This window comes from Wolbachia endosymbiont (group B) of Eupithecia inturbata (assembly GCF_964030915.1).
Lineage (GTDB): Bacteria > Pseudomonadota > Alphaproteobacteria > Rickettsiales > Anaplasmataceae > Wolbachia.
In genome coordinates this window covers 1,631,476-1,657,916 of the sequence record NZ_OZ034987.1, presented here as the reverse complement: position 1 = coordinate 1,657,916, position 26,441 = coordinate 1,631,476, and the positions used below count along the sequence as shown (strand labels likewise).

The 26,441-nt window shown below is 33.6% G+C and carries 31 protein-coding genes and 1 tRNA gene; 19 read left to right on the top strand and 13 right to left on the bottom strand.

All coding sequences use genetic code 11. From position 1 onward, the window contains the following. Positions 1–21 precede the first annotated feature (21 nt). Positions 22–948, top strand: a complete 927-nt coding sequence (gshB, locus tag ACQH21_RS08080) for a glutathione synthase (protein ID WP_425384215.1) — start codon at positions 22–24, stop codon at positions 946–948. Here the strand turns inward: gshB and ACQH21_RS08075 are convergent. Next, on the bottom strand, positions 933–1,955 hold the full coding sequence (locus ACQH21_RS08075; RefSeq protein ID WP_010403780.1) for a UDP-N-acetylglucosamine--N-acetylmuramyl-(pentapeptide) pyrophosphoryl-undecaprenol N-acetylglucosamine transferase: 1,023 nt from the start codon (positions 1,953–1,955) through the stop codon (positions 933–935). The genes gshB and ACQH21_RS08075 overlap by 16 nt on opposite strands. A gap of 73 nt (positions 1,956–2,028) precedes the next feature. Here ACQH21_RS08075 and ACQH21_RS08070 point away from each other — a divergent pair, with 73 nt between their 5' ends. Next, entirely contained in the window at positions 2,029–2,388 is a 360-nt protein-coding gene (locus ACQH21_RS08070; protein WP_214303140.1) for a hypothetical protein, read from the top strand. Position 2,389: 1 nt separating this feature from the next. Here the strand turns inward: ACQH21_RS08070 and lpdA are convergent, their stop codons facing one another. The 4 genes from lpdA to der all read right to left on the bottom strand — a co-directional run bounded on the left by lpdA (position 2,390) and on the right by der (position 7,517). After that, positions 2,390–3,775 carry a dihydrolipoyl dehydrogenase gene (gene lpdA, locus ACQH21_RS08065; protein WP_139686719.1) on the bottom strand — a complete coding sequence of 462 codons (1,386 nt, stop codon included), beginning with the start codon at positions 3,773–3,775 and terminating at the stop codon, positions 2,390–2,392. A gap of 677 nt (positions 3,776–4,452) precedes the next feature. Then, positions 4,453–4,932, bottom strand: a complete 480-nt coding sequence (locus tag ACQH21_RS08060; protein WP_010403761.1) for a disulfide bond formation protein B — start codon at positions 4,930–4,932, stop codon at positions 4,453–4,455. Between the two features lie 98 nt (positions 4,933–5,030). After that, positions 5,031–5,942: a hypothetical protein gene (locus tag ACQH21_RS08055; RefSeq protein ID WP_425384214.1), complete on the bottom strand. Its 912-nt coding sequence runs from the start codon at positions 5,940–5,942 to the stop codon at positions 5,031–5,033. Positions 5,943–6,191: 249 nt separating this feature from the next. Then, a complete protein-coding gene (gene der, locus ACQH21_RS08050) occupies positions 6,192–7,517 on the bottom strand; it encodes a ribosome biogenesis GTPase Der (RefSeq protein ID WP_064085773.1) in 1,326 nt (441 codons plus the stop codon). A 135-nt stretch (positions 7,518–7,652) separates the two neighbouring features. Here der and ACQH21_RS08045 point away from each other — a divergent pair, with 135 nt between their 5' ends. From ACQH21_RS08045 to ACQH21_RS08005, 9 genes are all read left to right on the top strand, one after another. Beyond that, on the top strand, positions 7,653–7,787 hold the full coding sequence (locus ACQH21_RS08045; protein ID WP_425384213.1) for a hypothetical protein: 135 nt from the start codon (positions 7,653–7,655) through the stop codon (positions 7,785–7,787). A gap of 48 nt (positions 7,788–7,835) precedes the next feature. Beyond that, positions 7,836–8,003 (top strand): hypothetical protein, encoded by a 168-nt coding sequence (locus ACQH21_RS08040; protein WP_425384212.1) that lies wholly within the window; start codon positions 7,836–7,838, stop codon positions 8,001–8,003. A 58-nt stretch (positions 8,004–8,061) separates the two neighbouring features. Then, the gene (locus ACQH21_RS08035) at positions 8,062–8,934 is read left to right on the top strand and encodes an IS982 family transposase (protein WP_425383942.1); all 873 of its coding nucleotides are present in this window, start codon (positions 8,062–8,064) and stop codon (positions 8,932–8,934) included. Between the two features lie 104 nt (positions 8,935–9,038). Then, positions 9,039–9,455 (top strand): hypothetical protein, encoded by a 417-nt coding sequence (locus ACQH21_RS08030; protein WP_425384211.1) that lies wholly within the window; start codon positions 9,039–9,041, stop codon positions 9,453–9,455. Positions 9,456–9,579: 124 nt separating this feature from the next. Continuing rightward, positions 9,580–11,106 (top strand): acyl-CoA carboxylase subunit beta, encoded by a 1,527-nt coding sequence (locus ACQH21_RS08025; protein WP_010403701.1) that lies wholly within the window; start codon positions 9,580–9,582, stop codon positions 11,104–11,106. Positions 11,107–11,864: 758 nt separating this feature from the next. Beyond that, positions 11,865–13,013, top strand: coding sequence for a peptidase M61 (locus ACQH21_RS08020; RefSeq protein WP_425384210.1), 1,149 nt, complete (start codon positions 11,865–11,867; stop codon positions 13,011–13,013). Positions 13,014–13,078: 65 nt separating this feature from the next. Further along, complete coding sequence (locus ACQH21_RS08015) at positions 13,079–13,333, top strand: hypothetical protein (protein WP_425384209.1); 255 nt, start codon at positions 13,079–13,081, stop codon at positions 13,331–13,333. A gap of 121 nt (positions 13,334–13,454) precedes the next feature. Then, on the top strand, positions 13,455–13,694 hold the full coding sequence (locus ACQH21_RS08010; RefSeq protein WP_425384208.1) for a hypothetical protein: 240 nt from the start codon (positions 13,455–13,457) through the stop codon (positions 13,692–13,694). A 36-nt stretch (positions 13,695–13,730) separates the two neighbouring features. After that, a complete protein-coding gene (locus ACQH21_RS08005) occupies positions 13,731–14,603 on the top strand; it encodes an IS982 family transposase (protein WP_425383942.1) in 873 nt (290 codons plus the stop codon). 246 nt (positions 14,604–14,849) lie between these two features. Here ACQH21_RS08005 and ACQH21_RS08000 read toward each other — a convergent pair. After that, positions 14,850–14,922, bottom strand: a tRNA-Thr gene (locus ACQH21_RS08000). 28 nt (positions 14,923–14,950) lie between these two features. Between ACQH21_RS08000 and ACQH21_RS07995 the strand changes: the two genes are divergently transcribed. From ACQH21_RS07995 to pdxH, 3 genes are read left to right on the top strand one after another with little or no spacing between them, the layout of a single operon-like run. Further along, positions 14,951–15,085, top strand: coding sequence for a hypothetical protein (locus tag ACQH21_RS07995; RefSeq protein ID WP_255324779.1), 135 nt, complete (start codon positions 14,951–14,953; stop codon positions 15,083–15,085). Then, on the top strand, positions 15,051–15,866 hold the full coding sequence (mutM, locus tag ACQH21_RS07990) for a bifunctional DNA-formamidopyrimidine glycosylase/DNA-(apurinic or apyrimidinic site) lyase (RefSeq protein ID WP_264377530.1): 816 nt from the start codon (positions 15,051–15,053) through the stop codon (positions 15,864–15,866). Before ACQH21_RS07995 ends, mutM begins: the two co-directional genes overlap by 35 nt. Positions 15,867–15,881: 15 nt before the next feature. Continuing rightward, positions 15,882–16,475 carry a pyridoxamine 5'-phosphate oxidase gene (gene pdxH / locus ACQH21_RS07985; protein WP_265025174.1) on the top strand — a complete coding sequence of 198 codons (594 nt, stop codon included), beginning with the start codon at positions 15,882–15,884 and terminating at the stop codon, positions 16,473–16,475. 108 nt (positions 16,476–16,583) lie between these two features. Here the strand turns inward: pdxH and ACQH21_RS07980 are convergent, their stop codons facing one another. From ACQH21_RS07980 to trmD, 4 genes are all read right to left on the bottom strand, one after another. After that, complete coding sequence (locus ACQH21_RS07980) at positions 16,584–17,381, bottom strand: phosphoribosylformylglycinamidine synthase subunit PurQ (RefSeq protein ID WP_064085770.1); 798 nt, start codon at positions 17,379–17,381, stop codon at positions 16,584–16,586. Then, positions 17,378–18,631 (bottom strand): PstA family ABC transporter permease, encoded by a 1,254-nt coding sequence (locus ACQH21_RS07975; RefSeq protein ID WP_064085769.1) that lies wholly within the window; start codon positions 18,629–18,631, stop codon positions 17,378–17,380. The genes ACQH21_RS07980 and ACQH21_RS07975 overlap by 4 nt, the downstream gene beginning before the upstream one ends. Positions 18,632–18,884: 253 nt before the next feature. Then, the gene (gene rplS, locus ACQH21_RS07970; RefSeq protein ID WP_007302278.1) at positions 18,885–19,262 is read right to left on the bottom strand and encodes a 50S ribosomal protein L19; all 378 of its coding nucleotides are present in this window, start codon (positions 19,260–19,262) and stop codon (positions 18,885–18,887) included. Beyond that, positions 19,259–19,957: a tRNA (guanosine(37)-N1)-methyltransferase TrmD gene (trmD, locus tag ACQH21_RS07965; protein WP_425384207.1), complete on the bottom strand. Its 699-nt coding sequence runs from the start codon at positions 19,955–19,957 to the stop codon at positions 19,259–19,261. Before trmD ends, rplS begins: the two co-directional genes overlap by 4 nt. 74 nt (positions 19,958–20,031) lie before the next feature. On the opposite strand from trmD, the gene purC reads away from it, so the two are divergent. Next, positions 20,032–20,754 (top strand): phosphoribosylaminoimidazolesuccinocarboxamide synthase, encoded by a 723-nt coding sequence (purC, locus tag ACQH21_RS07960; protein WP_264377528.1) that lies wholly within the window; start codon positions 20,032–20,034, stop codon positions 20,752–20,754. On the opposite strand, the gene purM is transcribed toward purC, so the two are convergent. Next, on the bottom strand, positions 20,751–21,788 hold the full coding sequence (gene purM, locus ACQH21_RS07955) for a phosphoribosylformylglycinamidine cyclo-ligase (RefSeq protein ID WP_006014063.1): 1,038 nt from the start codon (positions 21,786–21,788) through the stop codon (positions 20,751–20,753). The two genes, purC and purM, sit on opposite strands and share 4 nt — an antisense overlap. Positions 21,789–21,925: 137 nt before the next feature. On the opposite strand from purM, the gene ACQH21_RS07950 reads away from it, so the two are divergent. The 3 genes from ACQH21_RS07950 to virB9 all read left to right on the top strand — a co-directional run bounded on the left by ACQH21_RS07950 (position 21,926) and on the right by virB9 (position 23,665). Then, the gene (locus tag ACQH21_RS07950) at positions 21,926–22,201 is read left to right on the top strand and encodes a hypothetical protein (RefSeq protein ID WP_012481935.1); all 276 of its coding nucleotides are present in this window, start codon (positions 21,926–21,928) and stop codon (positions 22,199–22,201) included. Further along, on the top strand, positions 22,186–22,551 hold the full coding sequence (locus ACQH21_RS07945; protein ID WP_125855783.1) for a histidine phosphotransferase family protein: 366 nt from the start codon (positions 22,186–22,188) through the stop codon (positions 22,549–22,551). The genes ACQH21_RS07950 and ACQH21_RS07945 overlap by 16 nt, the downstream gene beginning before the upstream one ends. A 328-nt stretch (positions 22,552–22,879) precedes the next feature. Beyond that, on the top strand, positions 22,880–23,665 hold the full coding sequence (gene virB9 / locus ACQH21_RS07940) for a P-type conjugative transfer protein VirB9 (RefSeq protein ID WP_425384206.1): 786 nt from the start codon (positions 22,880–22,882) through the stop codon (positions 23,663–23,665). A gap of 7 nt (positions 23,666–23,672) precedes the next feature. Here virB9 and ACQH21_RS07935 read toward each other — a convergent pair whose 3' ends face one another. Together ACQH21_RS07935 and mraY are read right to left on the bottom strand one after the other, a co-directional pair. After that, positions 23,673–24,266 (bottom strand): ribonuclease HII, encoded by a 594-nt coding sequence (locus ACQH21_RS07935; RefSeq protein ID WP_425384205.1) that lies wholly within the window; start codon positions 24,264–24,266, stop codon positions 23,673–23,675. 5 nt (positions 24,267–24,271) lie between these two features. After that, entirely contained in the window at positions 24,272–25,252 is a 981-nt protein-coding gene (gene mraY / locus ACQH21_RS07930; RefSeq protein WP_425384204.1) for a phospho-N-acetylmuramoyl-pentapeptide-transferase, read from the bottom strand. A gap of 157 nt (positions 25,253–25,409) precedes the next feature. On the opposite strand from mraY, the gene ACQH21_RS07925 reads away from it, so the two are divergent. Further along, a complete protein-coding gene (locus ACQH21_RS07925) occupies positions 25,410–26,387 on the top strand; it encodes a hypothetical protein (RefSeq protein WP_425384203.1) in 978 nt (325 codons plus the stop codon). Positions 26,388–26,441 lie beyond the last annotated feature (54 nt).

Below are 26,441 nucleotides of genomic sequence, written 5' to 3'. Positions count from 1 at the left end.
TGTAATAGGAAGGGAGGATAAATGAAAGTAGCTTTTCAAATGGATGAAAATATAAATTTTGAAACTGATACTACATTTGCATTAATAAAAGAAGCGCAGAGGAGAAAGCACGAAATTTTTGTCTATGTTCCTAATAATCTAGCACTCAAGTTAAATCAGTCAATTGCTCTTGCTCAGAAAGTCAGCGTTGATGATTTTGGTTTTACTTCTAAAGAAGATGTAACTATAGATTTGAATGAAATGGATATCATACTTATCAGGCAGGACCCACCTTTTGATATGCGGTACATTACAACAACCTATATCTTAGAAAAGACTACTGCGTTAGTAATAAATAATCCAACAGAAATAAGAAACTGTCCTGAAAAATTAATTACTTCACTATTTCCAGAGCTAATTCCTCCAACTTTGATCACTGAAAATATATCGATGATTAGAAATTTTTGTCACGACTATCAAGATATCATCTTGAAACCACTATATAGCTATGGAGGAAATGACGTAATAAGAATACAAGACCAAAATAGCATTCAAGTGGTAGTCGATCTCATGATTGCAAAATATGAATGTCCTGTAATTGCACAAGCATTTTGTAAAAAGATAAATACAGATAAAAGAATACTGCTACTGGATGGAAAGCCAATAGGAGTAATGAAGCGAGTTCCAAAGTCTAGCGGAGAAATCAGAACAAATTTGAGACTCGGAGCAAGTTTTGAGCCTGCCCAAATGAATGATAGAGACAACGAAATATGTAATAAAATTGGTCCTGAGCTAAAGAAAAGAGGGCTAATATTCGTTGGCATTGATATTATAGATGACTTCCTTCTTGAAATTAACACAACTTCGCCTACGGGAGTAGTTTATATCAATAAGTTGTATAGTAAATCACTAGAAAAAGAACTATGGAATGCATTTGAAGAAAAAGCAATTCGTCAACTAAGTTCTTGAGCTATTGCCTTAATAAATTCAGTAACTCCATTCCTTATTCTTGTTTTCTTAGTATTATTAGCCATATCACGCAATTTTTGACAATTTTGCAATAAATCAACTAGCAACTCTCCTAGATTCTTTTTCGCGTTACTATTTTGCTCAACCATTACAGCTGCTCCCGAATCTTCAATATGTTTTGCATTATAAAATTGATGGTTATCTTTTGAGTGAGGATAAGGAATATATACAGCAGGACGCTCAGCAAGAGTAATCTCTGCTATTGAAGTTGCCCCCGCTCTGCTAATTACCAAATGAGCATTGGCCAGTTTATTTTCCATATCATCGAAAAACTCACTTAACTCACAATCAATTCCTTCACTTTTGTATAGACTCTTGACCTTGTTTATATTTTTCTTTGTACATTGCTGCGTTACTCTAATCCTCTCTTTTACTTCAACAGGTAGATCACAAATTACACTGCTCACTACATCATCAAAAAAATTTGCACCCTGACTGCCTGCTATTATTAACACGTTTAAAACTGTTTCAGCTCTAGAATAGCCTTGTGCTTCTATATCGACAAAATTTCCTGTAAAAACGCATTTACTACCTTCTGCATACTTAGTCTCTGGAAAGCTAGTTGCAATTAATTTTGCACTCTTGAAAAAGAATCTATTTACTCTCCCTAAAACTGTGTTTTGTTCATGTAAAACTATAGGTATAGAAAGAATCTTTGCTGCAAGAAGAGTTGGAAAAGAAGCGTAGCTACCAAAACCAATGATTAGCTTTGGTTTTAATTTTCTCGTTTGATACAGTGCTAATACACAACTATACATTAACAAAAAGAGAAACTTCAATTTGTTGCCACTTGGCTTGCACAATGGTAAAATATAACTTTCTATATTGATGGTTTTTTGATCATTGAATAATATACAATTGTGCCCTTGTACCTTTAGTGCTTTTGCTAAGGTTATAGCTGGAAAAACATGCCCACCTGTACCGCCTGTTGCTAGAATAATAGTCATCTGTAAGTAGTAATTTGATAATAGATTGTTAATTATTTTTTAATACTTTGCATGTAAAATTTTATCAAGCTTTATGATAGTTGAGTTAAAAATGCCTAAAAGTAGTGACAGTAAAAAAGAATCTAACGTAAAAAATAAGCCTCAAGAGCAAAGCAGAAGCGGAGGTTTATTAAAAAACATAATAAAAGCTCTTTTTAACTCAGTTGTTGATCTACCTCAGCAAGAACAACTCAATAAAAATATTGATAGACAACAAGGTTTAGACAGTAAAAGAAAAAGCCCAGAGGATCTTAATCAGGAAAAAAAGCTTGAAGTGAAAGAAGCAGCTGAAGGGTTAAAAGAAAAGTTAGAAAAATCTGATATTGGTAATCAATCTATTAGAATTGAATCGCCTAATCAGGATAATTGTAGCTCTAAAACAATGGATCGTTAGCTTAACTATTTAACGATTCATCATCTGCGGCAAGTACTGATTCGTGTATAATTTCCGAAATAGTTGGATGAGGAAAAATCGTAGATTTTATGTCGCAGTCTGTTCCCTCTAGTTGCTTTGCAAGAGCGAAATTGCTAATTAACTCTGTTACTTCCGCTCCTATCATGTGAGCTCCAAGAAGTTCGCCTGTTTTTTTGTCTATAATTGTTTTCACTAAACCTTCAGTTTCACTTAGTGCAATAGATTTACCATTAAAGTTGGAGTGAAATTTTCCTACTTTTATATCGTATCCACTTTTTATTGCCTGTTCCTCAGTAAGGCCAACGCTTGCTACTTGCGGATGAGAGTAAGTGCAATTTGGTATGCACTCTTTTTTTAACTTATGAGCATTTTTACCGGCAATTTTCTCAACACAGATTACAGCTTCATGACTTGCTTTATGCGCTAAACATGGGGGACCAGCTACATCACCTATTGCATACACACTTGATTCACTTGTTTCATACCACTCATTCGTTTCAATGAAACCAGAAGGACTCAACTTAATTTTTGTATTTTCTAAACCTATATTTTCAGTGTTTGCTTGCACGCCAACTGCAACAATCACCCTATCAAATTCTTTGCTCTCACCACTACTTAGTAACACTTGAGCAAAGTCTTTATTTTTAGTCAAAGCTTTTACGCTACTGTTTGTATATATTTTTATCCTTTGTTTTGTGAATATTTCTTGTGCTAAATTTGAAATATCTTTATCTTCCAGCGGCAAAATAGTGTCTTTTACTTCTATAATTGTTACATCAACTCCCAAAGTACTATAAAAACTTGCAAACTCTATTCCTATCGCACCAGAACCTATGATTAGTAGAGATTTTGGTAACTTCTTTGGAGTCATAGCGTGCTGCGCATTCCATATTAAATCTCCATCTACTTCGATTCCAGGAAGATTTCTTGCCCTTACACCTGTTGCTAAAATGATATGCTTAGAAGAAATTTCCTCCTCCTTCTTATCATTAAGAATTTTTACAACATAGTTACCTGCAAGTTTACCAAAGCCTTGATGAACTTTGATGTTATTTTTTTTCATCAAATACTCAACACCACTTGATAGCTTATCAACAACGTTCCTTGAATATTTCACTATTGATTGTATATCAAAACTTGTATCCTTTACTTTTATGCCAAATTCTTCTGATCTTCTTATTAATCTATAAACTTCAGACGCTCTAAGTAGCGATTTTGTTGGTATACATCCCCAATTTAAGCATATACCACCCAAATTTTCCTCCTTTTCAACAATTGCAGTTTTAAGTCCAAGCTGCGCCGCTCTAATTGCTGCTATATAACCACCAGGACCGCTGCCTATAACTGTAATATCATACTCATTCATCAGTTTTCTTCGTATGCAAAAGACTATATATAACAGATGGAACCCGTATGATCAATGCTCAGGTGCATAGAAGCGGCTTGACAAACCTTCCCACTTTTCTTCTTATATCAATAAGAGTATTTATCCTTATTTTTAATCTCCGCGGGTTTAACAACAAAACTCAGATATTTATTGGCAGATTACATAAAAATTATAGCGGCTACATGTTTTTTAAATTTTTTCTACTTCAGCCAAAACACGCTTGTTAGCACATTATCAATTTACATTATTAAAACTCGCTATATAGGGATTCTTTTGCCTTTTTTTACTTAGTAAATTTATTAATATTTATAGCTAAAGCTTCAGGCCAGCACTTGATGCTGAAATCTTTACTACAAATAAGCATATTGAGCACAAAATTATGCTAAAATACAACGTTTTTGGTGAGACTATGGACAAACTGAATCCCAGTATCTGGGCACTGGGATGACAAGAAATAGGCTGCTTTCATAACAATGAAAGGTTATTTGGATGATAGCTGCACTTCCAGTTTCAGCTACTCGGATGACAAGAAAGAGGGCACTGGCATGCTGAACCATAATGTTCGTACAGCTGTGCAAGAATCAGTGGGTGTGACTTGCCAAATTTTTAAATTACGTACAGCACCAAGTAACGCACAAGTACAGCGTCTATACCAGTTACTGTTGTACCTTATTTCTTTCTCCACAATACATTTTACCTGATAAGAATAGAGCTACTATAAGATAAATAAGATTCCATGTTGCTAACGAAACACCAAAAATATAATGAGGTCTGTCACAAGACGGAGAGTAGTTAGGGTTTAATAGATTATTTCTTAGCTCTTCTATGCTAACGTTACCACTTGCTTGCTCTGTACAGCCTAAAACATCATGAAATAAGTGGAGTTCAAGACCTACATGATAAAAAGATATTATTGCACCAATGAGATAGCTGCAAAACATCGCATAGATTAGGATTTTGTTGTCTTTGAACATGTACGCAACTGCAAGTAGCCCTGTAACATAGTAAACTACTCGCTCGTATATGCATAACTTGCATGGTAGCATATTGAAGAAATACTCTAGCACATATGCAAAAATCAGAGCAGCGGCACTTGACAGCAAAAAGATTGTAGAACTGTTATTTATATCTGACATAATTAACGAATTACCACAACAACCGAAAAAGTCAACTTTTGTTTAATAATGTTCTATATAATTATAAAGCGACACATATCACTCTATAACTTTTTTATCTAGCCTCTATGCATGTATTCACAGCTAGATACTGATTTAGTTTGCATACTAGTTACAACCCTAGTATCACTATCTATTCTTGCAATCTCTTCTTTAGTATACAATTCATCCTTGTTTTTCGTCCAGCTATTGTCATATTGAATATCAACTTCTCCTCCATTGGTTTTAAACCCAAATGTTTCTTTTATAAGCAATCTTTTCTCTTCTTGTAATCTATTAAGATGTTCGCTAAGACTTGTATAATCAGAAGTAGGAAGAACCTCATTAATAGGACTGTTATATACAATATTTTCCATTAGTGTATAAATGTGATGCGGTGATGATCGGAGAGTAGGATAATACTTTTGAAATCTATGCTTTATCTCATTATAAAATTCCGTAACCTTTACTTTACCAGCATCACTTACAGCAACTATAGCATTCTCAATATTTGTTATACCGTCATAGTCGTGACCTGTCTTGTCATTTTCAGCAACCAAAAAGCCCTGGCTAGCCTGAATCTCACCAAGTTTTTTGTCTTCCTTAGGTAAAATATCAAAATCAAAATAGATCATAGGAGATTTCAATACCAACAACATAAATATACGCATACTGTCTATCTCAACACCAAAAGATAATCTTTTACTTTCTGGAATAGAGTATAGATCTTTGAAATATTGAGATACAGTGTATAAAGGACATTTAGATAGTTCTGTTTTCTTATCTGTTTGTAAGTGAAAGCTAAATTCATACTCTCCTAAATCCAGCTCATTAAAGTCTATAAGCTCTATGTTTTTGTTTGGGTTAAACTCTCTGTTTGATATTTTATTCTCCAACTCTTTACGTTGCGTAGGAGTAAAACCAGATCCATTTATTACTAACTTCACTACACGCGTATCTTCTCTTTTTGCCCATTCGCTCAATCTCTCCAAATATTTTTCTGGGATCGGATATCCATATCGCCTTGGAAGCCACTGAAATACTAAAGGTGTATCAACCGTGAAAGTATGTGGAGATCCAGGCCTTAAATCTTGTCCTTTATAATTCATAGCAAAAGCACTAAATAAGTTAATATTTTACTATATAATATTAACTTATCAACTACTTATTTAAGTAATATTGTTTATTTATTAAAAATATTAATAAGATAAAAAACTATATTATTAATAAAACAAGATTACCTACTTTACATAGGGATTCTTATTCTTTTTCAAAAGCAATCTGACTGGTACGCCTTCAACAAAGAAGTTTTTTCTAAGACCATTAGTCAAATAACGTTTATAACTCTCATCAACACTTTCCGGGACGTTGCATACCAAAGAAAAAGCTGGAGGTTTGGTGCCAATTTGAGCAATATACTTCATTTTAATTGCTCTACCTTTTATAAGTGGGTGAGAATGTTTTTCCACAGCATCTATTAGCCAATTATTCAGTTTTGCAGTGCTGATCTTCTTGTTTAAGGATTCACTCACTTCAAGACACTTATCTATCACATCACCACAGCGCATACCTTTCAATGCAGAAATTGTTACAGTTGGCACTTCCAAAAATAACCGAGTCACTTCCTGTTGTTTGACAAATTTTATTAACTTACTTCTGTCATCCTTACCTATTAAATCCCACTTATTTAAAACAATGATAATTCCCTTCCCCCCTTTAATTGCAGCTTCAGCAATTGATAAATCCTGCTGCTCAACGCCAAGCAAGGAATCTAGCATTAAAATCACTACATGAGAGCGCTTTATTGACTCTATACTTTTTTCAACAAATCTTGATTCTAAGTTATCAACAACATTTGCCTTTCTGCGGATTCCCGCAGTATCGATGAGAGTGATTAATTTCCCATTATGGTCGTATGAAATATCCACAGAGTCACGCGTGGTACCAGGTTTTGAGCTTACTATTAGTCTATTTTCTGCAAGTAAACTGTTTAAAAAAGTTGATTTTCCAACGTTTGGGCGACCGATGATTGCAATCCTCAGTCTAATGGACTCACTTTCAGGCAGCTCAGTTTTTTTGTTAAAATCTTCAATAACACCAGCTAATACATCATAAAGATCAATCATACCAAGATTATGTTCGGCTGAGATATACACCGGACCTATGAAGTTGAAGAACTGCAAATAATCAACATTTTCCGATTTATGACTTTCGCATTTGTTTGCTATTAGTATTACAGGTTTGTTCGTTTTTCTCTTCAGCCACTTTGCAAACTCTTTGTTCTGCTCGTTTTGCACTTTTGCATCAACAAGAAAAAAAATTACATCTGCGCTTAATAAAGAAAACTCTATTTGTTCAATAACTTGTAGTGAAAAACTGGTTTGGTCATTCCATCCTCCTGTATCTATAACTTTAAACTCTAAATCACTAATTCTTCCAATTCCTTCACGCCTATCTCTCGTTACTCCTGGAATGTCACTAACTACCGCTGCTTTTCTTCTTACTAGCCTATTAAATAGAGTTGACTTGCCTGCATTTGGAAGGCCTATTATGACTATTTTTAGCATAGTTTAAGAGCGTATTTTATACATAGTAAATTATAATCAAAATTTTTTAGTTTAACTATTGACTTGATAGATTATATACCTATCCTAAAATTAGGATATTTTATCTTAAGTTTATTATGTAAAATTGGAGGCGCTATGCATAATGCAAATGAAACTTTAATAATGAATTTCGATCAAGTTGCTCAATTAACTCCTCAAATTTATAAATTAGGGACACCTTATAACAACAGGACACGTATATATAACTATATAACTTTAGCTAAAGCATAGGAGAATCTCAATGATCCATCCCGGTCACATGAAAATAAGGAGCTTTTTTTGAGTGACAATGATGAAGAAACTAAGAAATTTCTGAGTGTAATTCGAAAAGGAATTGCTGAATATACAGGTAATGATTCTGTAGATGTGAGGTTGAGAGGAAAAGAAGATAAATCATTTACTGCATGGGTATCGTTAAAACCCCAGTTGCGGATTAGAAATCAGTGAAAAAGCCAGGAAAATAGGGTAACCTCGGAAAATTATTTACAAAATAGAGAGGTTACCAATGAATGAAAATATAACAGAATTATTTTGCCTGATCGACGATTTTTGCAATTCAGTTGACAAGAATTTTGCAGAAAAACTTCTACCAAGTAGCAAAAAACCAACCAGGACGCCAGAGATTACGCATTCAGAGATTCTTACCATAATATTGCTATATCACCAATCCAAGTGCGACAATTTTAAAATTTTCTATGTGCATTATTTGAAATTATTATACGAATCAGCGTTTCCAAAATTGCCATCCTATAGTAGGTTTATTAGGCTAAAATCTAGGGTTTTATGGTATTTAGTGCTCTTAATGCAATGGTTTTGCGAACAGTCAAAAGTGACAGGGATTTCGTACATAGATGCAACATCTATCGCTGTTTGCCATCCAAAAAGGACCTCGAGAAATAAAGTTTTCAAAGGGTTGGCAAAGATTGGAAAGACTACCTATGGGTGGTTTTTCGGTTTTAAACTACATCTAGTAATCAACGAAGCTGGCGAAATTCAAGGGGTTACGGTGACAAAAGGCAACATTGATGATAGAAAACCTGTGCCAAATTTAACTCAGAAATTGACTGGATTATTGTTTGGAGATAAAGGATATATCAAAAAAGATCTTTTTCACGAATTATTCGATAGAGGGTTAAAGCTTGTAACCAGTATAAAAAAGGGTATGAAAAACTCATTAATGGCGCTAAATGAGAAGATTTTGTTAAGAAAAAGATCGATTATTGAGACAGTTTTTGGCTCTCTGAAAAACAACTTTGAGATTGAGCATACAAGACATAGATCACCGATAAATTTTTTGGTACACATTTTTTCTACGCTTGTTTCATATTCCATGCAGCCGAAAAAGCCCTGCATTTCTAAGCTTTACTTCGTTGGCTAATCCGCAACTGAGGTTTAAAAGAAGGCAGAGGTGAGTTAAAATTTGATAACTCATTTCCTGGTAAAGTCTTAAAGGATAGTAATCCAAAAATTGGAGCTTTTACATTGGTATCTCCAGAAGATAAAAGGTTGGTGCGTGTTTCACAAAGTGATGATGGTGTAAGGCTTTATCAAATACTAAATGAGTCTTGTATAATTAAATTTAACTGGAAAGTGGGTGATAGAGATTGCAGTATTGCTTTAAATATTAGTGAAAATGGTAACGTATTTTGTACTGATTTAAGTGATAATATAAGTCCTGAGGACTTCGAGGAAAACAAAGCTGTAAAAATAAAAATTGGCTATTATGAGAATAAGAAGATGGATAAATATAATGACATGACTCTAGCAAAATTGGTCTCATTGGCTTCAAACTTACAAGGAATTGAAAGAGAAGTTATAACAATTAATCCATCAACAGGTGTAACAAGTGCAAGTGCACAGAATGTTAGTGAGTCTCAGCATTCTCAAAATATTAAATAGAAATTGCTAGCGCATTAATTATCGTACACATACACCGTTGCATGCAGCAACGGTGTATGTGTATAATCAATAGGATTTGTAAGCTCAATAAAGTTTACAACCAATTTGAAAGTTATTTTACTACATGCAAGACTCTGAAATACTAGAAACTCTAAAGATCAAAACATTAGAAGCCGAAAAAGGAGGGGGTCCTGATAGAGTTAACAAGCAACATGAAAAAGGAAAGCTAACCGCTAGAGAAAGGCTGAGTATATTGCTCGATGAAAATTCATTTCAAGAGTATGATAAGTTTGTGAAGCATCACGCAACTGATTTTGGCATGCAAAATGCTGATTTTTTAGGTGATGGAGTTGTAATTGGCCATGGTACTATTTATGGCAGAAAAGTTTTTGTTTATTCTCAGGATTTCACTGTCTTTGGTGGATCACTTGGTGCATCACATGCAAAAAAAATATGCAAAATTATGGATATGGCAATTAATGCCAGAATTCCAATTATCGGACTAAACGATTCTGGTGGAGCCAGAATCCAAGAAGGAGTAAATTCCCTTGCTGGTTACGGAGAAATTTTTCAAAGGAATGTAAATGCATCAGGCGTTATACCACAAATCTCTCTAATCATGGGCCCATGTGCTGGCGGTGCAGTTTACTCTCCAGCGCTAACCGATTTTATTTTCATGGTAAAAAATAGCTCATACATGTTTATAACCGGACCAGATGTAGTGAAAAAAGTTACATACGAGAACGTAAGCCACGAAGATCTCGGTGGAGCAAAAATTCATACGAGCAAAACAGGAGTAGCAGATTTTGCATTCAATAATGAAGTTGAAATGCTACTAGAAATGCGAAAATTCTTCACCTTTTTGCCAGCAAATAATCAGGAGTTGCCAAAAACTGTACCAATCTGCGACTTAATTGATGATGTTGATGAATCTTTGAACACTCTAGTTCCTAGTAATCCTAATACTCCTTATGATATGTATGAACTCATTGAAAAGGTGTGTGATGAAAGGAAATTTTTTGAACTAAAACCCGATTTTGCTCGTAACATCATAATTGGCTTTGGCAGAATTGGAGGAAATACTATTGGTGTTGTTGCAAATCAACCTATGCACCTTGCAGGATGCTTGGATATTGACTCTTCAAGAAAAGCTGCAAGGTTTGTAAGATTTTGTGACGCATTTAACATTCCCATCATCACACTTATTGATGTTCCAGGGTTTTTACCTGGCACGAATCAAGAATACAATAATATAATACAACACGGAGCGAAACTGCTTTACGCTTACGCTGAAGCGACCGTGCCGAAAATTAGCCTTATCACTAGAAAAGCGTATGGTGGTGCATATATTGTTATGAACTCAAAGCATTTAAAAGGTGATATAAATTATGCTTGGCCAACCGCTGAGATAGCTGTAATGGGCCCTGAAAGTGCAGTTGAAATTATATTTAGGCATGAAAAAGAACAGCAAACGTTAATCAAAGAATATAAAGAGAAATTTGCTAATCCATTTTTTGCTGCATCACATGGATACATTGATGACATTATAGTGCCAAGTAAAACAAGGCATCACTTTCACAAAGCATTAGAGCTACTTAAAAACAAGAAAGTAGAAAGAATATGGAAGAAGCATGATAATCTTCCTTTGTAACTTTCCTCTCAGTCTTTATTGTAAGGTCTACAGTGCCGTTACACCAAGAATAGCGCTTGGATTACCAATAACGCTAACTTTTGGGTTCCTTTTTTCTATAATATATTCTTATAGCTAAAAAATTACTTCCGCATATTCTAAATCTGATTATAATGACAATTAGAGATACTTTTAGAGCTCAAAAATTTATCTTTGTCTGCAGACTTTTTTTTATTAAACAATCAAACTCATAAAAAAATGTAGCGTATCCTCTTCAGCGTATGTGGGTGCATACACACATACTTAATTTCTGTCGTATGTGCATTGCATTTTTTTCTAATCTTTTTTTTCAAAGGAGGATTTTATGTCCAGAATTCCAGATATTTGACGTTTACTTTAGCTAATAAAAACCAACTGGTACCTGCGGTTTTTATAGCCTCAAAATTTCAATCAAAATTCAACTATCATTCAAAGAAACTTATAGTTATTCTTAGTGTTATTACTGTAGTAACAGCGCTATGATGATAAGAATATACAATCCTTTGTAACTTTCTTCTCAGTCTTTATTATAAGGTGTTCAATAATATGGGAAGAGTAAAGTTTTAAAGAGATAATTAAAATTATCCTTATCACCTACTTAGCAATAAATTATATTTGCTTAATCGTAATTACTTACACTTCTTCAATGTCCTGTTTTATTTATGGCAAACATTAAGCTTAAAAATGTACACAGTCTATTAAATTATATTATTTGTTTTTTCCTTATATACATTCAGTATATGCATTCTGCTATTGCTTTAGATAACTCTTCATCACATTTAAAAAACTTACCTGATTTTTTACCTTTTAGAAAACCTTTTGATAATATAGAAAAAATTATTAGAACTGACGATTTTAGAAGTTTTGATCTTGATAAAAGAAATAAGCTTTATACCAATGCTCATAATAGTATCAGTCTTGTAAATATTATTAATAAAATTATCTTAGCTCAAGATAACTTATTCATACTAGAAAGTAAGCCGTATAATATAGTACTTGTTGATAATCCCAATCTTAGTAGAACTACAGGTACCGCAGGAAAGGACTATGTAATTATTGAGGGAAGCTTAAAAAAAAATATCAAAGATTATACTAGAGTGATATCACATGAATTAATTCACAGATATATAGGACATATAATAGAGCAAGACAACGATAAGAAAAATGAAATAAAATATAAGTGGTTTTTTGAAGGATTTACGGAATTTTATGGAGTGAAAACCTTACTTGACACGAAACTTATTAATAAAGATGAATATTTAGAAATAATTAATACTATTTTAAAAGAATATTTTAACTACTTGGTACTTGATATTAATTTTGAAAAGGTAGGCAAAAAACATTTACTTGATCAAAACATAAGCATGTTGAGCTATAACAAAGGTTTTATTCTTGCAATGATAATTGATGAGAAATTAAATGAGATTAGTAATGGAGAATATAACTTATTAAATGTTATAAATAGAATAATAAATGAAGCGACTTCAAAGCAAGTTAATTTTAATGTTGACTTATTTGCAAGTCATTTAAAACATGACTTATCAGAGTCCTTTATAAAAGATATCATAGCCTCTATAAGAGATTCTAGCATACTTCTCAGTTTGTTACCTAGTAGATTACTCAATAAAAATTTAACTTTCCAAGATACTGATAAGTATAGTGATATATGCTTTAACTTAACCAGAAGTCTAGAGCTACAAAAGATACGTGGGGTTAAATTAGGTAGTGATTGCCATAATATGGGACTCAAGGATGGTCAAGAACTAAAATGCTATAGTATTGATCTTAATAGTGGTAATATTAAGTTAAAAGTCCTTGAAAACAAGATACCGAAAGTTATACATTTGAAAGCAAATAAAATGACGAGTAGCATTCCAATATATAAATAGCTCAGATAAATGCTTGACAAAAGCTATAGTAAACCTAGACTTTGCTATTTTAAGGCAAAATAATTATGGTAAACAATAAAGAAAAACAAGTGGATTTATTATTAGAGCTTCTTAGCGCTAATATCAGTCAAGTTAGTAGTAGTGTCATACTTAAAAGAATAGAAAAGCTTTCAGATAATTTTCATGGTAGAAATAATCACAATAGCCATTGTCAGTTTGATAGAGATGGTGGAGGGCATGGTAATATATGCTGGGCAGATAAGATAAAAGAAGACCTGACTGAGAACTATCATAAAAAGGATAGAGAAATTTCTATATAACTTTTCATTAGAGCTATTTTACGGTAATTATTCAAGAGTTGAAGGATTTGGCAAAAGAAGTCCTTTTGTATTACCGTTAATATGTGTTTCCAATAATGGTAATCTCGGCCCACTAGATGATTTGAGAACATGTGTCCCTCATAAATTTGTCGAATATAACATCAGCAATACTAGTTGGGCTAAGTTCTTATCAGATAAATTTTTTAACAACTTTTTGAGTGATATGGAAAATAGGCCTGATGATTGTAAGCAGTGTTGTTATGAAAATATTTGTGGTGGGGGAAGTTATGGTAACAGGTTTAACCCTGCCAACCCCAGTTGCGGATTAGAAATCAGTGAAAAAGCCAGGAAAATAGGGTAACCTCGGAAAATTATTTACAAAATAGAGAGGTTACCAATGAATGAAAATATAACAGAATTATTTTGCCTGATCGACGATTTTTGCAATTCAGTTGACAAGAATTTTGCAGAAAAACTTCTACCAAGTAGCAAAAAACCAACCAGGACGCCAGAGATTACGCATTCAGAGATTCTTACCATAATATTGCTATATCACCAATCCAAGTGCGACAATTTTAAAATTTTCTATGTGCATTATTTGAAATTATTATACGAATCAGCGTTTCCAAAATTGCCATCCTATAGTAGGTTTATTAGGCTAAAATCTAGGGTTTTATGGTATTTAGTGCTCTTAATGCAATGGTTTTGCGAACAGTCAAAAGTGACAGGGATTTCGTACATAGATGCAACATCTATCGCTGTTTGCCATCCAAAAAGGACCTCGAGAAATAAAGTTTTCAAAGGGTTGGCAAAGATTGGAAAGACTACCTATGGGTGGTTTTTCGGTTTTAAACTACATCTAGTAATCAACGAAGCTGGCGAAATTCAAGGGGTTACGGTGACAAAAGGCAACATTGATGATAGAAAACCTGTGCCAAATTTAACTCAGAAATTGACTGGATTATTGTTTGGAGATAAAGGATATATCAAAAAAGATCTTTTTCACGAATTATTCGATAGAGGGTTAAAGCTTGTAACCAGTATAAAAAAGGGTATGAAAAACTCATTAATGGCGCTAAATGAGAAGATTTTGTTAAGAAAAAGATCGATTATTGAGACAGTTTTTGGCTCTCTGAAAAACAACTTTGAGATTGAGCATACAAGACATAGATCACCGATAAATTTTTTGGTACACATTTTTTCTACGCTTGTTTCATATTCCATGCAGCCGAAAAAGCCCTGCATTTCTAAGCTTTACTTCGTTGGCTAATCCGCAACTGAGGTTGCCAACGTAAGTTTTAATAATCCTTCAGTATATTGTGAGGGATTTTTGGCAAAGGATTATACAATTCCTTTTAATGCATGGATTTTCTAAAGAAAAATTACGGCAGGTATTATTGAATAGTGATACTGAAAAAGCAGCTTAATGGTAGTGTATAAAAGGTATTTACTAGACGTTTTTCTATAATCTAATTAGCATCTAGAGGATTGACTTTATGAATATCGTCCTCTAAACTGCCGTTACCAAGATTCGAACTTGGGACCTCGTCATTACCAATGACGTACTCTACCACCTGAGCTACAACGGCAAGTTCACGTATTATGATAATGAATAACATGAAAAAAAATAAGGAAAAAGAAGAAGAGAGAAAAAGATTGGCAAAAGCTTTAAAGCAAAATATTCTAAAAAGAAAAAAACAGCAACAGAGTAGACAAGATGCCAGAACTCCCAGAAGTGGAAGTAATCTCTAACTTCTTATTTGATAAAATCAAAAATAAGAAAATAAGTAATGTTACAGTCAATAATTGGAATTTGCGTGTACCAATAACGAAGAATATTGATGATTTGCTAAAGGGCAAAGTTATAAATGATATCAAGCGTAGAGGTAAATATATAATCTCGAATATAGATGGTAGTATGGCTGTAATCATACACCTTGGCATGAGCGGAAAGCTTATATATGCTGAAGACAATCAAGCACAGAACAAACATGATCATGTGATATTCTTATTTTCTGACAACACTTCACTAATCTTTAATGACCCAAGAAGGTTTGGATTAGTGATTGTTTTAAACAGAGAGCAAGAACTAAATTTTTTTAATAACCTAGGAATAGAACCCCTCACAGATGAATTTGACGGACATTATTTACAGAAGTTGCTAAAGAACAGAAAAGCAAATATCAAATCAGTATTAATGAATAATAAGCTAATAGTTGGCGTAGGTAACATATATGCTTCTGAGAGCTTATTTAGAGCTCGCATATCACCACTTAGGCTAGCACAAGATTTAACATATATAGAGTGCGAAAAACTTGCTATCGAAATAAAAAATACTCTGAGTGATGCAATTGCTGCTGGTGGTTCAACACTGAAAGATTATGCACAACCATCTGGATCTGCTGGATACTTTCAAAATAACTTTTACGTATATGGTAAAGTGCAAAAACCTTGCAGAATCTGCAACAATATCATAACACTTATACGACAAAATGGTCGTAGCACTTATTTTTGCAATGCATGTCAGAATTAAATTTTATTTTTGCATATGACACTCTTACCTGAAAAAGATCCTTTTGATTTGTTTTCAAAGTGGTATCAAGAAGTACTTAATTTTCCGTGTAAAGAGTCAACTGCAATGACGCTAGCAACGTGTAGCAAAGACTGCATTCCATCTGCAAGAGTGGTATTACTAAAGGAGTATAGTAAAGAAGGTTTTGTGTTCTTCACTAACGCAAACAGTAGAAAAGGAAAAGAATTGACTGAGAACCCCAAAGCTGCACTCGTATTTCATTGGACAGAATTTTCTAGACAAGTACGAATTGAAGGAGAAGTTAGGCTTCTAAGCGGCAAAAAGGCTGACGAATATTTCTCTTCTCGAGCACGTGATAGTCAAATTAGCGCGTGGTGCTCAAAACAATCAAGAGTTCTGAAAAATTGGCAAGATTTTGAGCAGGCTATAGAATTGAAAGAGAAAGAATTTCACAATACACAAGTTTCTCGTCCTGACTTTTGGGTGGGATTTTGCGTAATCCCAAAGGTAATTGAATTTTGGCAAGAAGGTGAATATAGGAGACACACTAGATTTAGATATACTCTTGTTGAGAAAAGCAATTGGAAAGTGGAACAATTATATCCCTAACGTTAGAGAAAGCTACTCTGCAGATCAAAGATAAGGATTTATTGTCATAACAAAGGAAAGTAACTTTGTATGGCTTAAAAACTTGTTGTATGTAACGTATTGTAATACTTACGCAAAATATTTTAGTGCATTCTCAAATATGAGCATTCCATCACCATATTTTGGCATAGCCACTCCTGAACGTTTACATTTTTCTTTTTCAAGAGGCCAGTTGTCCTGCTGAGTAAAAAATATTCCTCTCTCTGGGTGAGGCATTAAAGCTAAAACTCTACCACTTTTGTCTGACAAAGCTGCCAGGTCGTATATAGATCCGTTTGGATTGTAAGGAAATTGTAAATTTGCATAGTCACCATTTTCATCAACGTAACGCAGTGCAACGGAATTATTTTCAATCAATTGATTTAAAATATCTTGATCCATAAAAAACCTGCCTTCTCCATGAGCAACAGGAAGATATAGCTCACTCAGGCCCCGTAGCCAAACAGAACTACTCTGCGGATTAACTCTCACTCTAATCCAACGACATTGGTAATTACCTATATCATTAGAGGTTAAAGCTAGATTAGAGAATTCTGGAACTAATTTTACTAATATCTGGCAACCATTACATATCCCTATAATAAGCTTATCCTGAGATAAGAAATTTTGAAATTCGTCTAACAAGTTGTTTTTTATACGCAAAGCAAATGCATTACCAGCACCAGTATCATCACCATAGGAAAAACCTCCTGGAATTGCAAGTATATTGCTTAATTTCAGTTCACTTGGATTATCTATAATATCATTAATGTGAACGATTTTTACTTCAATATTATTAATACCAAGCTTTCTGCTGCATTCCATAAATGCAAATGCAGTTTCTTTTTCGCAATTTAAGCCATAACCAGATAGGATTGTAATTTTCATGAATCAAAAAACTCGAACTTTCTTTTTACAAAATTTGCTATTAAATTCAAAGCAAATAGCATTAACAATAAAGCTATAATTGCAATGGCAGCAAGCTCAATAAATGCAATTTCAGGACTACTTGACCATATGTATATTTGTACAGGTAAAACAGTTGCCGGATCGAAGAAGGATGTAGGTGTATCAGCAATAAATGCTACCATGCCTATCATAAGTAAAGGGGAAGATTCGCCTAAAATCCTTGCAATTGCAAGCACTGCACCATGTATTATCCGTGGCAACGCAATCGGTAAAGAGTGATCCAATATCACCTTGATGTGAGGTGCACCTAGCGCAAACGCTGCATCTTTTATTGCAATAGGAACGTTTGTAAAGGCATTTTTTGTTGCAATAATAATATTAGGCAGCATCATAAATGAAAGAGTCATCCCGCCAACAAGCGGTGAAGAACGGGGTAAACCAAATATGCCCAAGTAGAGAGTCAGTCCTACCACACCAAATATTATCGAAGGCACTGCAGCAAGGTTATTCATGCTAATTTCTACAATACTTGTTATTAGCCTATTTCTAGGCATAAATTCATAAAGACAGATACCTGACATAATTCCTATTGGCAATGCCAACGCTAAGCATACTATAATTGTCATTAATGAACCGATAAATGCCCCTAAAATCCCTGCATTCTCAGGCTCACAAGAATCAGACTTAAGAAACAGAGACTTATTAAAAAATTTTCTTACTCTTCCCTTCTCTTTTAACCAATCAAGTAATTTAGCATAATGATCATTCAAACATTTATTTTTATATAGTGAATTGATCACACTCGATGCGGTAAACCAAATCTCATATTCACCACTATTTTTTACTCTCTTAAGAAAAAACCTCTCTAGCTCCTTGTAAGAGTTACGACTTAAAATTTCGTCACTGTCTTTAAAGTCAATTCCTTCAAACACTTTATGTAAAGAGTTATTGAGTAGTCTAATGGACTTATATCGTAAATCACCAGGATTATTAGTTAAAATAAGATCAGCATTTATTTCAACTGGCAATAAAATTTTCGTTACTGTTAAAGCACTGTAAGAGTTAACTAATATACTTAGTAATATACATATAGGACACCCAATTGAGACAATCAGTGCTGTAAAAGAGCAAAAGCATAAAATGCTGTTCTTTTTATTTTTTCTTTTTACACGAGCATGTACGCGCTTAGATTGAAGTAACTTAAGGAAGTTTTTCTTTATTATACCCATTTACTTTTCTTTACATGAGGATTTGAAAAGACTTTCCCCTTTTTCCAGTGCTTGACACTGAGATCTAACAGGCTTTGCCTGCAAATAATTTTTATATTTTCCATGAAAGCACAAACCAAAAGGAGAATCTGGATCCCAGTGTCAAACATTGGGATGACACCACAGCAGGAGGCAAAGTACAGTTGTGCGCCACACACTGGGATAATAAGAGAGAGTTTTGAGATGATACAATTGACATCACTCCCTATTGTATCTACTTAGATTTTTTTTTAACATAAGTAGTACGTTCTTTGATCCTTGCAGCTTTCCCAAATAGCTTGCACAGATAATATAATTTTGCTCTACGGACCTTTCCCTTTCTCATCACTTGTACTGAAATTAATGCAGGAGAGTAAACAAAAAATTGTGATACTATACTTTCTCCATGACTTACCTTTCTAACTGAAAAAGAAGAGTGTAATCCACGATTTCTTTTTGATATACATACGCCCTCAAATATCTGTATACGCTCACCCGTACTATCAACTACCTTAAAAGTGACCTTCAAATCATCGCCAGGACAAAAAGCTGGCATCTCTTTGGCTAACCTTTGTATTTGTTGTTCGTTAAATTTTTCAAGTAAGTTTGTCATTTATCATCTCCATTCAACAATTCAGGTCGACGTTCCTTTGTTCTAACATATGACTGTTCCCTTCTCCAATCACTTATTTTTCTGTGATTGCCAGACAACAGAACCTTAGGAACTTTGTACCTACTCCACTGCTCAGGCCTAGTATATTGAGGATATTCAAGCATACCACCACTATAACTAAAACTTTCTTCAGCAACGCTATCGAAATTATTTACTACACCTGGAAGAAGCCTAATACATGCATCAAGAACCACCATTGCAGCTGGCTCACCTCCCGAAAGTATATAATCTCCAATACTTAACTCATAAGGAGTATACACATCAATTACTCTTTGGTCAACACCTTCAAATCGACCACACAATATTGTTACATGAGGAATTTCTGTTAGCTCCTTTGCAATGCTCTGATTAAATTTTGTACCAGATGGAGTCATATAAATAAATCTAGTATTTTTATGAGCAGAAAGCACATTATCAACTGCATTACCAATCACATCTGGGCGCATAACCATCCCTGCTCCACCTCCATATGGAACATCATCTATAGTTGAATGTTTATCTTTAGCAAAAGAACGAATATTTACTATTTCAAGATTCCATATTTTTTTTTCCAACGCTCTTCCAGTAAGAGAATAGTTCAAAAATCCGGGGAACATTTCTGGAAATATGGTTAATATTGTAACATTGAACGCCATTAAGGTTTATTTTAAGTTATTTGGGGCTATACTCTAAGAACAGTAAATTGATATGATACATAGTTAAATTAAATATGTCACTGAATAAAACGATATACGAAGGTAAAGCCAAAGTCATTATTGAAACTGAAGACTCATCAACTGTTATACAGTACTTTAAAGATGATGTTACAGCGTTCAACAAGGAAAAATATGAAATTATTGAGGGCAAAGGAATAATTAATAATCATGTTAGTGCTTTTATCATGGAAAAGCTTGAAGAAGCAGGAATTAGCACGCACTTTATAAACACTCTAAACGAAAGAGAACAGCTAGTCAAAAAACTCAAGATAATACCTCTTGAGATAGTGGTTAGAAACATTGCAGCTGGCAGCTTTTGCAAACGTTTTAATATCAAAGAAGGTGAGACACTTACATCTCCTATAATCGAGTTTTTTTACAAAAATGATGACCTAGCCGACCCAATGGTGAATGAAAATCACATATTATATTTTGGTTGGTTATCCCATAAAGAAATGGAAGAAGTTAAAACTACAACTTTAAAGATCAACAAAATCTTAGTCGACCTATTTTCAAATGCAAATATATATTTAGTTGATCTCAAGTTAGAATTTGGCAAATTGATAAACAACAGCACTAAAATCATTTTAGCCGATGAAATCAGCCCTGATAATTGTAGGCTATGGGATAAAAATACGCATAAAAAGCTAGACAAAGATGTTTTCCGTTTAAATCTAGGAAACTTAAAGGAAGCATACTCAGAAGTTGCAAAAAGACTGTCAGTAAAGTTAGACTAACTAAATACTACTCTATCAAGTGGAGGGTTACATGCCTCATCAAGTTTTCCAATAATCTCAATTTTTTCTCCACGCTTTTGGAAATGGCTTTCCACATCCTTCATATTATCGGGATCTACAATCAGTACTATACCTATGCCGCAATTAAATGTTTTTAACATTTCTCTCTTTTCTATTTTGCCTTCTTCTTTCAGCCATAAAAATATATCTGGCCATTTCCAAGAATTAATATTTATGTCTACAAATAAATTTTCTGAGAGAATTCTTGGAATATTGTCTATTAACCCGCCACCTGTTATATGCGCAATGCCTTTTACCTTTGGCATAATAGGCAACAAAGAATCAACATATATCTTTGTTGGCTTAAGTAATATTTCACCCCAAGATTTATTATTCCATGGAGATATATCATTATAATTTATACCTAAGCTTTTAAAAATATGGCGCACCAAAGAAAATCCATTTGAGTGAATTCCATTTGATTCTAAACCAACTACACAGTCACCTGCTTTCATTATACTACAATTTGGAAGAATTTGCTTTCGATCAACAACACCAACCACAAACCCTGCAAGGTCATAGTGATTGTTACCATACATTCCAGGCATTTCTGCAGTTTCTCCACCAACTAATGCTATTTTAGATTCCTTGCACCCTTCTGCAATGCCCTGGATTACAGACAATAAAACGTTTTTGTTTAAAACGCCTGTTGCAAAGTAATCAAGGAAAAATAAAGGTGTTGCTCCTTGTGCAAGTAAATCATTTACACACATTGCAACTAAGTCTATACCTATAGTATCATGCTTATTCACCTCTTGAGCTATTAATAGTTTTGTGCCCACTCCATCAGTTGAGGAAACAAGTACTGGATGGTCGTATTTCTTACTCAGCGAAGAAAAGTCAAACAATGCGGAAAATGATCCTACTTCACTAATTACTTCTTCTCCTTTAGTCTTTTCAATAATAGGTTTAACTTTTTTTATTAGTTCATTATATAGTTTAAGGTCTATTCCAGATTTAGCATAAGTATTCATAACGCCTTCACAAATCTTATAATTATTAATACTACATTAATGCTTTGACACAAAAAGCGCAACGAAACTTTCTCTTAAATTGACTACTACATGCCTACCAATATAGGGTTAACTTAAATCATTTATACTTTTATCCAATGAATAAAAACATAATGTTAATAACAGAGTGCCTATCAGGACGAATTCTTCATGATTTTGCTAGTTCTATGCAAGGAATAGTGGGTGGATTGGAAGAGCTTGAAGAAAACAACCCTAATATGCAAAACGAAGCATTGTCATTGCTTAAAGAAAGCTCCGATGATTTAATATATAAATATAAAGTTATGAAGCAAGCGTATTCTCATTCATCAGATAATTGCAGCTTTGTTAAGACTAAATCCAATATAGAAAATTATTTATTAAAAAAAAAGTAAAGCTTCAGTGGAGAGTAAGTGAATGTCCTACAGAAAACTTAATTGAAAAAATAAATAAGATAATTTCCAATATGGTGATAACTATAATCAGTGCAGTGGCACAAATTGAATTAGTGTCTATTTTACTGACTAAAACAGAAGATAAAACACTACTCACTATAAAAGTAGTAAATGAACATAAATCAATAAGTACATTATTAGTGAGCAAATTAACAAAAAAAAATGATATTCGTTTGGATACAAAAGACATTATTATCTATATGACTTCTTTACTGTTAGAACAGTATAACACTAAAATCAATTGCACTTGTGAAAGTAATTCACTGAATATAGGCTTAACTATAACTTGAGATGGCTTCATATTTCATAAAAGGGAATCGATACTATAAATTTGAATCTTGGATAAGGAAAGGAAAAATTTTGTGGAGTAACTTAGACATAAAATCTGTAGTTAATTTCTTTGCAGGGAGTGTTAAATAAACTGTGTCAAACCGAGAAGTAAAAATAAAATAGAAACAAAAAATGGAGGTTTGACACAGTTTATTTAACACTTCCCTTTTTCCTGCAGTAATGAATTATTATGAAGCTTGCATTTTCTGTCGCTTACTACTGGGATAGTTTGATAGTTGCGGTACATGTCTATCAATGATAAAATAAAGATCAGTTTATTTTGATACTATGATTAGGGTACTCTTTGTTGCACTATTATTTTTTTGTGGTGGTTATGCACTTGCAAAACAGGAACCAAGACCAATAGCTGGTGATAACCACATAAAGGTAATGAATTATAATCCACAGGCTATACATAAGTACACGGGCTTTTATGGTTATCAATCCAGCATATTGTTTGAGCCAGGGGAGGTAATAGAGAGTCTTTCAATGGGTGATGCAACCGGTTGGCAACTCCTTCCTCAAGGTAATAGATTATTTATTAAGCCTATAGATGATATTGCCGATACTAATGCAACTATAATTACCAATAAAAGAGTTTATTATTTCGAATTTCATGCTGAAGAAGCAAACGGGCTAGATGATCCAAGGTTAGCATATGAAGTAAGGTTTCTTTATCCACTGTTCAACAGTGATGAAATTTATTCAACGAGTAACGGTGATATTCTAGAGCAAGCTAGTCATACCACTATCCCTGATATAAGTGATATTGAGGTTATAAAGAAAGGCTTGAATTTTAACTATTCCATCTCGCACATTAAAGGCAGTCAATCAATAATACCAATTAAGGTTTTTGATGACGGAAAATTTACATATCTACAATTTAATAAAATAAACTCTGATTTCCCGGCAGTTTTTATGGTTGATTCTGCAGGATATGAATCCTTGATAAATTTTCGTACAGTTGATGACTACCTGATAATTGAAAGAGTAAGCTCGGTATTTACCTTAAGAAACGGATCAAGTACAGTCTGCCTGTTTAATGAAAACATACCTTTCAAAAAAGGTAAGTGATTAAAGGCTATAGTATTCTTATAGGTGCAAAATTCTTTCTATGGTGCTTCGTAATTCCATGAAGGCCAATAGCGCTGAGGTGTTCTTTTGTTCCATATCCTTTATTTTTATACCAATTATATTGAGGATGTTTATTGTGCAATTCTTCCATAAGTCGATCTCTTGTAACTTTTGCAACGATTGAAGCGGCTGCAATTGATATACTTAAACTATCACCATTCACTACAGACTTTGTTTGCCATTTCACTTCAAGTGGTTGGTTACCATCAACTAGCACATAATCTAGTTCTAGATTCAAGTTTGCCAACGCACGTTTCATTGAAAGCTTTGTTGCTTGCAAAATATTGTATGAGTTTATTTCTTCTACGCTTGCCATTCCTATACCAAATTTTGCAACAGACGTTATTTTTTCGTATAGAACTTGCCTACACTTAGGGGTTAGCTTTTTTGAGTCGTTTATTCCATCAATAACCGTATCTCTATCAGTAAATATTACAGCTGCAGATATCACTGGACCGGCAAGCGGACCTCTTCCAACTTCATCTACTCCTGCTATAATTCCTGATAATGTATTTTCTAATGTGAAATCTGGATATTTCATAGTTCCTATAATAAGAAAGTTAAAGCAAAAATCGAACAAACGATAGAAATTATCCAAAATTTTATAACTATTGTATTTTCTGACCACCCTTTCTTTTCAAAGTGATGATGTATTGGTGTCATAAGGAAAATTCTTCTTCCTGCTCCATATCTAAATTTTGTATATTTAAAATATGATACCTGAATAATCACAGATAAAGTCTCTATTACAAAGATTATTCCAATAACGGCAAAAAGCATTTCTTTTTTAATTAGAACACTAGTGAGTCCTAAAGCTGCACCGATTGATAGGCTTCCAACATCACCCATAAATATTTTTGCTGGATGTGTGTTAAACCACAAGAAACTTAAAATAGCTCCTATAAATGCAATGCAGAATAAAGTAATGTTTACATCTGCCTGAGTTATGTATGCAATTAGCCCCAAAAAAGCAAAGGAAGTAATGGCTTGAGTTGCAGCAAGGCCATCTAGGCCATCTGTAAGATTCACAGCATTAGAAGAGCCGACAATTACAAATGCAGCAAACGGAATATATAGATAGCCAAGGTCGATTGCTACTTCTCTAAATAGAGAAATTTTTGTAAAACCTTCAGCAGATTGTAGCTTAAGTATAAACATACAGACCAGAGTAACGACAAACTGAATAAGTATTTTGGTTTTTGCACTTAAACCTCGGTGGTGATTTGTCTTCAATTTTAAATAGTCATCAATAAATCCAAGTAGAGCAAAAAATAGAGTTATAAATACCAGCAATGAAATTTCTGGTGTTAATTGAGTCCAAAGCAGGATTGGTAATAAAGCAGAAGTTAGTATTATTATTCCACCCATAGGTGGTATATTCTTTTTTGTTATTAAATGACTTTCTGGTCCATATGATCTGATTGGTTGTCCATCTTTACTTATCTTTTTTAGAAGTTTTATAAAATAGGGAAAGAGAATAAACCCAAAAATAAATGAGATAAAAAACGTCTTTGTAGCTGAGATCACCTGCCTATTCAAAATTAACTAGATATTATACCAAAAGCTTTACCTAATCTCAATTTATACCTTTTTATCAGCTCATTTTATTTGGAGTAAATTTAGTTATTGATTAGCTATAGCAAAGTTTGCATACTGATATTTAGTTAATGGTAAGAGGTAGCATATGTTAGATTATATTAAAAAGCTTTTTTGGGCTACTACAGTACCTGATAATGAGAGTAGAGTTAAAAGTTCTTACACGCATATAGTAGAGAAACCTTCTTTTGGTGATGCAGCTTCAAAGTTGAGTAAGGAAGAAAGGTCAGAAGAGCATCTTGTTCTTCTAAAAGGTAAAGGCAATAGCTCTGGTAAAACTGTAACAGAAGGATCGTCTAGTATTCAGAATGCAGTATCAGGCAAGAACAAGCGTGAATATATTAAATTAGACAGTGATGAAGAATGGGATAAATTCTTTAAGTTACAGAATGATCCAGACACTAATACTACAAACAAAGAACCTTTTTCTCCGAAGAAAGGAGAATCTCACTATCATGGTAAAGAGATTGTAGGCAAGATTGCTGACCAAATTAAGGCAGAGATATCGAAGGTATATACCATAGAGTCCATAATGATAAAAGAAGGCAAAAGGGAAGGTAATATTGTTTACCCCACCGTGAGAGTTGTGCTACATGCCAATAAAGAAGGAGTAGATATAGCTAAACTTCTAGGCGGTAGTATATGTAAAGAGTATGGTGTAAGAACAATTACATTTTGTCATCCTAATCAAGAAAAAAAGAGGGGGGCATGTTGCTATATTAATAATGATAGTGATAATGAGGAAAGAGTTTATGAAATAATTAGTGGGTTATATGAAATGACTTTAAAGTGGTATGTTGATGGAAGAGAATGCAAAATTAAAGTTAACATTGATGGTAATAATGGTGTAACTCTCCTTGAAGGCAACGGTGTTACTGCAGAGCAGTTGCGTGCAAATAAAGAAGTCAAAATAGGTAAGAGACGTGAACCAAAATCTTTATATGAAGCGTTAGTACCGCAATTGCAACAAAAGAGCTCTGAATCAGTCAAGGTTTTACAGCAGCCTTCAACAGATGTAACAAATGTGACAACAACACCAACTTCTACTTCTCAGAGATGCTCTTGACTAAATAAATAAGAAAAAGCAAAAATAGTATAACTTGCTTACAAATGTAAGTAA